This is a genomic window from Kocuria sp. ZOR0020 (genome assembly GCF_000800955.1).
Lineage (GTDB): Bacteria > Actinomycetota > Actinomycetes > Actinomycetales > Micrococcaceae > Kocuria > Kocuria subflava.
In genome coordinates this window covers 26,996-38,297 of the sequence record NZ_JROX01000033.1, presented here as the reverse complement: position 1 = coordinate 38,297, position 11,302 = coordinate 26,996, and the positions used below count along the sequence as shown (strand labels likewise).

Here is an 11,302-nt window from a genome sequence, read left to right as displayed (position 1 = left end):
ATCGCCGTGGCGGGCATTCTGATCGGCAACTCCATGACCGCAGCCACCCTGGCCGGCCGTGCCTTCCGGGAAGCCGCAGTGGCCCAGAAGCCTGAGATCGAGGCCTGGTTCTCCCTGGGTGCCACCTCCGCCATCGCTTACCGAGACATCGGCCAGCGGGCTGCCCGTAGCGCCATGATTCCCAACGTGGACCAGACCCGCGCCACCGGCCTGGTCACGCTGCCCGGCGCCTTTGTGGGTGCCTTGTTCGGCGGCGCCAGCCCGGCAGAGGCGGCCATGTTCCAGCTGGTGGTCCTGGTGGGCATTCTGCTGGTCCAGGCGATTTGCACCGCCGCCGTGACCACCATCCTGGCCCGCAACCCGCAGCAGATCGCAGACGCGCAGTAGCCATACCTGGCAGGATCAGGGGCAGAGATTCAAGATCCTTGGAAAGGAATCATGACCGCCCCCTCCATGCACACGGCCACCGCACCACAGCACACCCCTGATCACCCCACTGTCACGGATGTCCTGGGCCCCTCCCCCCTGGACAACGCGCTGCAGAACATCCTGGAGGCCCTCCAGAACATCAACGACGGCGAGGTCAACGACTCCATCTTGGCCCTTGCTGAAGCCGATCGGAACGACTTTGGCATTGTGATCGCCACCGCTGACGGGCACGTCTACGAGGCCGGGGACAGCCGCAAGTGCTTCTCCATCCAGTCGATCTCCAAGACCTTCACGTACGCCATGGCGTTGGAGGATCACACCTTCGACCACGTGGATTCCAAGATCGACGTCGAACCCAGCGGGGACGCGTTCAACGAAATCTCGATCGACCCCCAGACCAAGGTTCCCGCCAACCCCATGATCAACGCCGGCGCCATCGCAGCCACCTGGCTGGTCAAGGACGGTCAGGACCAGACCCGCCGCGAGCGCATCCTGGAAAACTACTCGCGGTGCGCGGGCCGTGAGCTGGACCTGGACATTGACATGCAGAAACAGGAGCATGACGCCGGGGACCGCAACCGTGCCCTGGGCTGGCTCCTGGCATCCGCAGGAGTGATCGAGGGTGACCCCACGGACGCCCTGGAGGACTACTTTGCCCAGTGCTGCGTCATGGTGGACACCAAGGACTTGGCCTTGATGGGCGCCACCTTGGCATCAGGCGGGGTGAACCCACGCACCGGCGAGCGCGTTTTCCGCGCGGACACCGTGGAGCGCGTCCTGTCCGTGATGAACTCCTGCGGCATGTACGACGACGCCGGGGACTGGTTTGTTCGCGTAGGACTTCCTGCCAAGTCAGGTGTGGGCGGTGGCATCATCGCGGTGGTTCCCGGCCAACTGGCGGTGGCCACCTTCTCCCCGGCCTTGAATGAACACGGCACGAGCGTGCGCGGCAAGGCGGCGTGTGAACACATCTCCCAGAGCATGGACCTCCACTTTGCCCGCGGCCCCCGCCCCACCCGCAGCACGGTGAGGGCCATCACGTCACTGGCTCAGTCGCCGTCGTTGATGCGCCGTGACGAGCACTCCCGTGACGTGCTCTCCCAGGCCTGCCGGGACATTGCGGTGATTGAGATCCAGGGGGATCTGATGTTCCCGGGCGTGGAGGACACCATGCGGACCATGCGCCGTGTGGCCGTGGACGCTGATGCCGTGGTGGTGGATTTCTCCATGACGGATGAGATTGCAGCCTTCACGCTGCGGATGCTGGCTGCGGCAGCGCGCAACATACGGGAGAACGGGCGTGAGGTGTACTTCATCACCGGGGAGTCCTGGGAGTACGACTGGGGTGATCTGCCGGTGTTCTCGACCCGCGATGAAGCCCTGATCCACGTGGAGGACGCCGTCCTGGAGGAACAGCAGGATGCCAAGGTGGGCCAGGAACTCAGCGACGAGGAAGTGCTGATCGACAGCGACCTGTTGCGCCGCACCGGCAAGGACATGGCGCGGCGGATCTGGAAGTACTCCCACGCCGTCACGGTCCCGGCCGGTGAGTACCTGCCGGAGGATGAGGCTGTGGCCGGCTCGGTGCACCTGGTGGTTCAGGGCACCGCACAGATTGTGGCCGAATCCCCCGACGGCGGTGCGCGCCCCATCCGCGGTTTGCGCCCTGGCACGGTGTTCGGTGACCCCCGCGGCGCTCAGGAGGAACAGGCAGAAGCGGCAGATCACGAGCACGAGGAAGAATCAGACACCAGCCCCGTGATGCGCTTGCAGGCAGACACGGAGATCAAGCTGCACACCCTGGACCCGGACTCCCAGCAGCGTTTGGAAGCCAAGGATCCGCAAGCCGCTCTGGCCCTGTGGAAGGCACTGGCCTGGGTGGAGGCAGAGGACGTGGTGGCTTCCCTGCACGAGGCTTTGGGCTGGGAACCCGGAGATCACTGGCATCAGAACCAGGACCTGGCAGCTGATGGTGAAGGCCAGCGAGACGGTGCGGAGGTTGAAGCGGGCTCGTAGACTCGAGTGCAATGTCTGAGCGCCGCCAACACCACAGCCCCGTGAAGTTCTCCCCAGAGGTCTTTGACCAACAGGAGGGCGGGATGGACCCTGCCCTGGTGGCAGAGGTCGCCCACATCACCGCCGCCGCCGTGGTGAGCCGCGGCCGGTCCATCGAGGACCCGGAGGTGCACCGTCGCCTGGTGGAGTTCACGGACACCGAGGGCCTGGACGGGTTGGCCGCCCTGTGGTCGGATGCCCCGCCGGTCAGCCTCCCCGGTGCCCTGTGGCGGCTCTACGCCTTGCGCTCGTCCGTACGCGCCGACCCCGTTCGGATGAGCCGGTGGTTCACCGCGGGTCGATCCACTGCGCAGGTCTCCAACGTGGTGGCAGGGGTGGCCGATCCCCCGGGCGCGGAGGAAATCCAGACCATGGCCAACACCGTGCTGCACGGGGCATGGCGGGGTGATTTCGACGTGGCCCTGGAACGGTTTGCCGCCTTCTGCCGGGTGGCCGCCCTGGGGCGGATCCGTCTGGAGGACCACGAAGGCCTGGAAGCCGTCCGTGGAGCACGCAAGCTCGAACACACCGCGGAGGACCTGGAAGCTGCCGCCAGAGCATGGCGGGCAGGAACGTTGGACTGACGGCTGGACGGGCGCCGTCGTCGTTGTGCAGCGGGCGGGCGTGCGTTCACTGAGCGTGATCGCGGGACGACGGCGGTTGACCGGCGCGGGGTGAGGGCTCGTAGGATGCTTGCAGGTGTCGGGCCGCAGGTAGCCCCGGGCTCCATCATTTAGCCGCCACGAGCGGCCTTCCGCCGAGAGGCGCTCCCGGTCCGACACCCTCAAACTTTCCCTCACCAGGCCCAACACTGCCCTGCATGCGGCAGCGTCCGGTGAGTTCACTTTCACCCGGTAAGGTGCCCTTGCCAGCGAAACCAGCGCGGATTTCCTGGCCCGATTCTGCCCGAGCGAGCGAAGGTGTAGGACTCCATGCCGTTGCGGATCTTCCCCGAGGACGATCGCATCCTTGACCTCCTGGCCGAGATGGCCGGTCAGGTCAACGAATCCGCACGGTGCTGTTCCGAACTCCTGGGCAGCGACGACGACCACGTGGACCAGGTCCTGGAAGAAGCGCGAGCGGTGGACGCCCGCACGGCGGACCTCTACTTCAGCGCCATGACCACCTCACGTTCCTCCTACGTGTTGCCCATCCCGCGCTCAGACGTCTACGTGCTCAGCGGCTGGTTGGCCCGGGCCTGCGAATCCCTGTTGCTGGCCGCCGAGGCCATGGCGGAGCCGGCCATGCGGCGGCAGTCCAAACACACCACGGAGCAGCTGAACACCATCGGGCGCATGGCCAACCTGAGCGTGCGCGCCATGCACAACCTCTCGGACCTTGAGGGCCTGGATGAGTACTGGTTTGACATGTTCCGGCTGCGCAAACAGGCTGACCGCACCTTTGAACTGCACCGCCTGGATTTGCTGGACAAGCACAAACCGGCAGTGGCGCTGAAGCGAACCATCATGGTGGAGCACCTGCACAACTGCACCCGTGCCCTGAGCCAGTTGGCCACGGAAGTGGGCCGCATTGTGGTCGCGGAGACCTGATCCGTGACCGCTGTCCTGGTTGTCCTGGCCCTGATCCTCACCATGGGCTACGCCCTGGTGAACTCCTTCCATGACGTCCCCAATGCCACCGCCATCCCGGTTCGCCACCGTGCTCTCACACCGCGAGCGGCCTTGATCCTGGCGGCTTTGCTCAACATGTTGGGTGTGGTGGCCGCTGCCATCATGTTGCCGCTGGCCGATCTTGACCTGTTTGTCACCGACCTGATCGACCCCGCACCGGCCCTGGGCGTGATCATCTGTGCCTTGTTGACCACCATCGGATGGGATTTGTTGACCTGGTGGTGGGGGTTGCCGTCGTCGAGCACCTCAGCGTTCACAGGTGCGGTGTTGGGCGCCTCCGTAGCCGTGGGCTGGGTGGGCCTGACCGCTGAACTGCCCCTGGACATGAGCACCTTCTGGCATCTGGCGGTACCGGTGCTGGTGGCCCCCGTGGTGGCATTCGTGATCGCCTGGGTGCTGGTGATCCCGGCCGTCCGCGGACTGCGCCACGTGGAGGCCAACCAGGTCCGACTCCTGGCCCGCGTGGGCATGGTGGTGGGCTCCACCGGCACCAACGTTGGCCACGGGCTCTTCCACGGACAACGGGTGCTGCTTCTGTTGCTGACCATTCCAGCCCTGGGCGGCTTCACCTCCGGCGCCTCCGACTCAGCCCTGCCGGCTGCTGTTGTGGTCACCGCATTGGCGTTTGCCATCGGCAGCTTGTTCGGCGCCTGGCGGATTGCCCGCACCATCTCCACCCGCATGGTGGGCACGGATGCCCTGCGCGGCGGGATCGCGCAGGTGGTCTCCGGCCTGCTGCTCTTTGCCGGCGGCATCACCAGTGGCGTCACACTCTCCACCTCCCAAACCACGACGGCGGCTGTGCTCGGAACCGGCATCAACCAGAAGTACCGGGCAACCAACCACCGCATTGTGGGGCAGATCCTGGTGTGCTGGGTCCTCACCCCGGTGGTGAGCGCCGTGGTGGGCGGCACCCTGGTGTTGGCCATCTCCCCGTTGTTGGGCGCCTGAGCTCGCTTCCTTTATCCAGCTTTGCGCACGGATAGGTGCAGATTTTCGGCCGGTGATGCGTTTTTCCGTGCTCAAAGTTGGAATGTGGTCTCAGTAACCCCTACCTGACCTGTGGATAACTCCGATCGGGCTCTCGCCGGTCACAAGGGCGCCCGGATCTGCTGATCCGCAAGGGCCTCAGCCTGCCGCTGGAGACGACCCTGTGGCGCGCCCAAGTCACCGGTGCGTTGGAGACCCTGTTGGCCATCCAACCCCTGCTGCCCGGATGGAAGGCAGTGGCTGCCGTTGACCACATCCTGGCCACGGGATTGAGCTACGCAGACCCCAGATGGCCCATCACCCCTGAAGATCTGCTGAATCTGGTGGATCAGCTACCGCCATACACCCGCGGTGCAGCTGCCCTGCGCGCCAGCCTTGGTCGAGCGGCCAGCCATGTCTGGTCCCCCATGGAAACTCTGCTGCGCTTGATGCTTGTCCACGACCAATTCCGTGAGCCCACGTGCAACCTCGGGGTGCAGTTGCCGGACGGCACCTGGGTGGATTTGGCGGATCGTCGTCGTTGGCGCGCCTTGACCGGCGATCTGTGGCGAGCCCTGGGGCGTCACTGAATTGGGCACAAGGAACCGATCAGCCGAAGCGGCCGGACACGTAGTCCTCCGTGGCCTTCTGGCTGGGGTTCTGGAAGATGGTGGCGGTGTCGTCGTACTCCACCAACTTGCCGGGCTTGCCGGTGCCTTCAATGTTGAAGAACGCGGTCTTGTCAGCCACGCGCTGGGCCTGCTGCATGTTGTGGGTCACGATCACCACGGTGAACTGTTCCTTCAGCTCATGGATCAGGTCCTCGATGGCGATGGTGGAGATCGGGTCCAGAGCGGAGCAAGGCTCATCCATCAGCACCACGTCAGGCTTCACGGCCATGGTGCGGGCAATGCACAGACGCTGCTGCTGGCCACCGGAGAGACCGGAGCCGGGCTTGTCCAGACGGTCCTTGACCTCGTTCCACAGGTTGGCGCCCTTCAAGGAGGACTCCACCAGTGCATCGGCATCCGAGCGGGAGATCTTCTTGTTGTTCAGCTTCACGCCGGCCAGCACGTTGTCCCGGATGGACATGGTGGGGAACGGGTTGGGGCGCTGGAAGACCATGCCCACCATGGAGCGCACGGTCACGGGGTCAACGCCCTTGCCGTACAGGTCCTCCCCGTCCAACATGACCTTGCCCTTGGCGTAGGCACCCGGGATGACCTCGTGCATACGGTTCAGGGTCCGCAGGAAGGTGGACTTGCCACAGCCGGACGGGCCGATGAAGGCGGTCACCGAGCGGGACTCGATGTTGATGTTGACGTCCTCAACGGCCAGGAAGTCGCCGTAGTACACGTTCAGGTTCTCTACGTCGATTCGCTTGGACATGGATCCTCTGCTTCTCTCTAGTCTCTGTCAGGCCGGTTCAGCGGCCGGTCTTGGGCGCGAACGCCTTGGCAATCAGTCGAGCGATCAGGTTGAGCACCATCACGAACACGATCAGGATCAGCGCCGCACCCCATGCACGGTCGGTGGAGGGGTCCGGGGCGGTGGGAGCCACGGGTCGCATCAGCTGCTGGTAGATGAAGGTGGGCAGGGTGGCCATCCAGTCATTGAACACATTGAGGTTCACCCGCTCGAAGTATCCAACAGTCACCAACAGCGGCGCAGTTTCACCGATCACACGGGCGATCGCCAGGGTCACACCGGATGCGATGCCGGAGATGGAGGTGGGGATGACCACCTTCAGGATGGTCCGCCACTTGCGCACACCCAAGGCGTAGGAGGCCTCACGCAGCTCATTGGGGACGATCTTGAGCATTTCCTCCGTGGCCTTGACCACCGTGGGGATCATCAGCACGGTCAACGCCACGGCACCGATGATGCCCATACGGGTGTTGGGCCCCAGCATCAGACCGAACAGCGCGGAGGCGAACAGACCGGCCACAATGGAGGGCACGCCTGTCATGACGTCCACCAGGAAGGTGATGACCTTGCCCAGCCAGTTGTCGTTGGAGTACTCGACCAGGTAGATGGCGGTCAGCAGCCCAATCGGCACGGAGAACAGGGTGGCCCAGAAGGTGATGGCCACGGTGCCCAGGATGGCCTGCAGCGCACCTCCCGGAGGACGGTCACCGGCGTTGGCAGCAGCCTGGTCCACGGTTCCGGTGATGCCACCCATGGTGGTGGTCAAGAAGTCGATGGAGATGGTGGGCACGCCGCGCACCAACACGGTCCAGATCACGGAGATCAGCGGGATGATGGCCAGGATGAACGCCGCGTACACCACGTAGGTCAGGGCGGCATCGGAGCCCTTGCGGCTGCCTTCAATGGTGGTCACCGCAATGGGTGCTGCAATCAGGAAGATCACCGCGGAGAAGATCGCCCAAGTGGCGATCCCGAACCCGATCAGCGCAGACAGTGCTGCACCCACGACGACGGCGGCCACCATCACGGCCGGCACCAACCACTTGGGGCGCTGCCCGGAGGTGAGGGAGTTCTTCACCGGGGAGGATGACTTGGATTGAGTGGAGATCGACATCAGTTGGCCCCCGAGAATTCCTTGTAGCGAGCAATGATGGCGCGGGCAATGAAGTTCACGATCAAGGTGATGATGAACAGCATCAGACCGGCGGCAATCAGTTCCGCCAGACGGTTGCCGAAGGCCTCCGGGTAGTTCAGGGCGATTTCGGCGGCAATCGTGTTGTTGCCGGTGCGGATCAGGGACCACTGCAGGCCACCGGTGGAGAGCACCAGTGCCACAGCCATGGTCTCGCCCAGGGCACGGCCCAGGGCCAGCATCACGGAGGAGATGATGCCGGTACGGGCGAACGGCAGGACGGCCTGGCGGATCATCTCGAACCGGGTGGCACCGAGTGCCAAGGAGGCTTCCTCGTGCAGCTGCGGGGTCTGGATGAAGATCTCCCGGCACAGGGACGTGATGATCGGCAGGATCATGATGGACAGCACAATGCCCGCGGTCATCATGGTTCGCCCGGTGGCTGATGCAGGGCCTGCGAACAGCGGAATGAAGCCGAAGTTCTCTGACAGCCACGTGTAGAAGGGCGCCAGGGCCGGGGACAGCACAGTCATGCCCCATGCGCCGTAGACCACGGACGGGATGGCGGCCAGAAGGTCGATCACATATCCCACGGGCTTGGCCACCTTGGCGGGGGCGTAGTGGGAGATGTAGAGAGCCACCAGGATGCCCACCGGGGTGGCGATCAGCAGCGCGATGATCGCTGCCACCAAGGTGCCAAGCACCAGCGGGTAGACGTAGTTCAGGAACCCTTCACCACCGGAGACGGAGGTGGCCGGGATGTCCAGGACCGGTGAGGCCTGCCAGGTCAGGAAGATGGCGACGGCGGCCAGCATCACAAAGATCAGGATGCCGGCGCCCAAGCTCAGCCCGGAGAAGATCTTGTCCCCGGCGCGGCCGCCCGATGTGTCGGCGTTGGCCAACGAGCTACGGGAAGTTTCTCCCCCGGGCCTGCGCCCCGTGCGCTCCTCCGAGTCGGAGAGATTGGTTGACATTCGTCATGCCCCTTTTGGTTGAGGGTCAAGTGCGGTTCAGGATGGACCGGCGTCGTCAGCCACGGATCCCAGCGTGGTGTGGGACACACCGGTCACGGCACAGGTCCGTCCGGTGCCCGGTCTGGATGACCTCGGGACCGGACGGACCGTGTGGGTGGGGGCGCTCACTGTTCAGGTGAGAACCCGTGGAACATCATTCAGCGGCGGTGATGCCGTTGATGGACTCTTCAGCCTGGGAGCGCAGGGACTCGGACAGCGGGGCGGAACCGGCTGCGTCAGCAGCGGTGTTCTGGCCGTCCTCGGAGACCACGTAGAGGCCAAAGGCCTTGGCTGCGTCAGCGGTGTCCTGATCCTGGTACTCGTTGCAGTAGATGTGGTAGCTGACCAGAACGATCGGGTAGGCCTCGGACTCTTCCGTGTCGCGCGCCAGCTCCATGGCCATCTCGGCGTCGGAGCGGCCTTCGATCACGGTGGAGGCCTCAACGGCGGTGGCAGCTGCTTCTGCGGAGAGGTCAACGTACTCGCCACCCACACCAACGGACACGGTGCCCAGGTCGCCGCCTTCTTCAACAGCGGAGGCGTCAGCGTAGGTGATGGCGCCCTCAGTGCCGCTCACGGTGGAAACCACACCGGAGGTGCCCTGTGCGTTCTCCTGACCGGAGACAGGCCAGGACTCGGAAGCCTCATCGGTCCAGACATCGCCGGCGGCGGCGTGCAGGTACTCGGTGAAGTTTTCCGTGGTGCCGGACTCGTCAGAGCGGTGGACCACGGTGATGTTGGTGTCGGGCAGATCCGCATCCGGGTTCTGCTGGGCGATCTCAGGATCGTCCCAGGTGGTGATCTCACCGTTGAAGACCTTGGCAATGGTCTCAGCGTTCATGTTGACGTGGTCAACACCGGGCAGGTTGAAGGCCACCGCAATCGGGGAGATGTAGGCGGGGACGTGGAATGCGCCGTCGGGGCCGCAGATCTCCTGGGAGGACTCGTACTCGTCGTCACTCATGATGGCGTCGGAGCCGGCAAAGTCAGCGCCACCGGCCAGGAACGCTTCACGGCCGGCACCGGAGCCGTCCGGGGAGTAGCGAACCTCGACGTCGGCGTTCTCGGAGGCGCCGTTGGTCCAAGCGGTCATGGCAGCTTCCTGGGAGGAAGCGCCGGCACCGGTCAGCGTGCCGCCACCGCCACAGGCGGTCAAGGTCAGTGCGCCCAAAGCCAGAACGGCGGTGGTGCGGCCAATGAGGGAAACCTTCACAATTGCCCCTTCAACTTCAGTTCAGGGCCCCTTTTGAATGTCCGGGGCTCGTCGGTGATCCACGCCGTTGAGGTTCGGCGATGAGCGAGTCCGTGGGAAACCTTGAGGTCTCACCCCGGCGCTCACGGTGAATGACTGTATGGGGGCTGGGTGGACGGCACTTCCGCAGAACATGAACGGAAGGTGAACAGTCCAATCTTCTGTGCGATCCGCATCACAAGCCTGCCGGACGTGGCCGAGCCGCCAAAACGCCCCCGCCTAAGATGGCTCCATGAGCCAAGCCACCTCCCCCCAATCCTCACGTGGCTTCAACGATTTGGCCCGCGAGCGCGTCAAGGACGGCTTCCTGCGGGTGCGCACCGGAATCCTGCAGGCACTGCAGCTGACCGTGGCTGCGGTGGGAGCCTTTGTGTTCTCCGAGCGGATCCTTGGCCATCACGGACCGATCTTTGCTGCAACGGCCGCCACCGTGGCATTGGGGTTTTCCAAGGGAGGCATCCGTTACCGGCGGGTGCTGGAGGTGGCCATCGGTTGCACGTTGGGCATCTTGTTCGCCGAACTCCTCACCCATTGGATCGGGCGGGGGATCTGGCAGGCCGCCGTCGTCATGTTGCTTTCCGTGCTGTTGGCGCAGTTCCTGGACAGCGGGGTGCTGTTCACCACCCAGATGGCACTGCAAGCGCTGTTGGTGGTCATGTTGCCACCGCCGGTGGACGGCACGTTGACGCGTTCGATTGATGCCATGATCGGCGGTGCCTTTGCGCTGCTGCTGGTGTATTTGATCCCCACGGACCCGCGCAGACAACCCCGTGAGCAGCTGCGGAAGCTGACCACGGAAGTCTCCGAGGTGCTGCGGGAAGCGGCGGAGGCAGTGCGTCGTGACGATTCCCAGGCCGCCTGGCACTGTCTGGTGCGGGCCCGCAAGACGCAGCCGATTGTGGACGGCGTGACCACGTCCCTGAAGTCTTCCCACGAGATCGCCGTGGCAGCACCACTGCACCGGCGTCACCGTTCCGAGGTGGATGAGATCGCTCGAGCCATCCGCTACCTGGATCTGGTGACCCGCAACTCACGGGTGTTGGCCCGGCGGGTGGCCAGCATCATCAATCACATCACGCTGGCCCCGGAGGCGTTGGAGTCCATTGCCGAGAGCTTGGATGCCATGGCTGATGTGATAAACACCGTGGGCAATGGTTTGGCGGTGGCACAGTCCGGGGCGCGCGATTCCTACATGCGGCAGGCCCGGAACCAACTGGAAGTGGTGGCGGGGCGCATGCATCCGGACACCATGGGCATCCAGACCATGGAGGGGCAAGGTTTGGTGCTGCTGATGCGGCCCATGGTGGTGGACCTGTTGGAGGCCACGGGCCTGGAGCACGAGGAGGCCCTGACCTATCTCCCCCGCCTGGACGACTGGGACCGCCTATGAGCC

General features: G+C 64.6%; 11 protein-coding genes. 7 read left to right on the top strand and 4 right to left on the bottom strand.

The window, feature by feature from the left end:
- The 6 genes from L979_RS02385 to L979_RS02360 form a co-directional block, all read left to right on the top strand.
- A partial coding sequence (locus L979_RS02385) for an ABC transporter permease (protein ID WP_047688757.1) occupies positions 1–387 on the top strand: 387 nt, incomplete at its 5' end.
- A 51-nt stretch (positions 388–438) separates the two neighbouring features.
- Complete coding sequence (glsA, locus tag L979_RS02380) at positions 439–2,445, top strand: glutaminase A (RefSeq protein WP_052209365.1); 2,007 nt, start codon at positions 439–441, stop codon at positions 2,443–2,445.
- An 11-nt stretch (positions 2,446–2,456) separates the two neighbouring features.
- The gene (locus tag L979_RS02375) at positions 2,457–3,068 is read left to right on the top strand and encodes a hypothetical protein (protein ID WP_047688725.1); all 612 of its coding nucleotides are present in this window, start codon (positions 2,457–2,459) and stop codon (positions 3,066–3,068) included.
- A 348-nt stretch (positions 3,069–3,416) separates the two neighbouring features.
- Complete coding sequence (locus tag L979_RS02370) at positions 3,417–4,034, top strand: hypothetical protein (protein ID WP_047688724.1); 618 nt, start codon at positions 3,417–3,419, stop codon at positions 4,032–4,034.
- Between the two features lie 3 nt (positions 4,035–4,037).
- Positions 4,038–5,066 carry an inorganic phosphate transporter gene (locus L979_RS02365; protein WP_047688722.1) on the top strand — a complete coding sequence of 343 codons (1,029 nt, stop codon included), beginning with the start codon at positions 4,038–4,040 and terminating at the stop codon, positions 5,064–5,066.
- A gap of 239 nt (positions 5,067–5,305) precedes the next feature.
- Positions 5,306–5,674 carry a hypothetical protein gene (locus tag L979_RS02360; protein WP_156125313.1) on the top strand — a complete coding sequence of 123 codons (369 nt, stop codon included), beginning with the start codon at positions 5,306–5,308 and terminating at the stop codon, positions 5,672–5,674.
- Between the two features lie 19 nt (positions 5,675–5,693).
- On the opposite strand, the gene pstB is transcribed toward L979_RS02360, so the two are convergent.
- From pstB to pstS, 4 genes are all read right to left on the bottom strand, one after another.
- Positions 5,694–6,473: a phosphate ABC transporter ATP-binding protein PstB gene (gene pstB, locus L979_RS02355; protein WP_047688717.1), complete on the bottom strand. Its 780-nt coding sequence runs from the start codon at positions 6,471–6,473 to the stop codon at positions 5,694–5,696.
- Positions 6,474–6,510: 37 nt separating this feature from the next.
- Positions 6,511–7,626, bottom strand: coding sequence for a phosphate ABC transporter permease PstA (pstA, locus tag L979_RS02350; protein WP_047688715.1), 1,116 nt, complete (start codon positions 7,624–7,626; stop codon positions 6,511–6,513).
- Positions 7,626–8,618: a phosphate ABC transporter permease subunit PstC gene (gene pstC / locus L979_RS02345; protein ID WP_052209364.1), complete on the bottom strand. Its 993-nt coding sequence runs from the start codon at positions 8,616–8,618 to the stop codon at positions 7,626–7,628. Before pstC ends, pstA begins: the two co-directional genes overlap by 1 nt.
- Before the next feature lie 193 nt (positions 8,619–8,811).
- Positions 8,812–9,870 carry a phosphate ABC transporter substrate-binding protein PstS gene (pstS, locus tag L979_RS02340; protein ID WP_047688712.1) on the bottom strand — a complete coding sequence of 353 codons (1,059 nt, stop codon included), beginning with the start codon at positions 9,868–9,870 and terminating at the stop codon, positions 8,812–8,814.
- A 271-nt stretch (positions 9,871–10,141) separates the two neighbouring features.
- On the opposite strand from pstS, the gene L979_RS02335 reads away from it, so the two are divergent.
- Entirely contained in the window at positions 10,142–11,299 is a 1,158-nt protein-coding gene (locus L979_RS02335) for an aromatic acid exporter family protein (RefSeq protein WP_047688710.1), read from the top strand.
- Positions 11,300–11,302 lie beyond the last annotated feature (3 nt).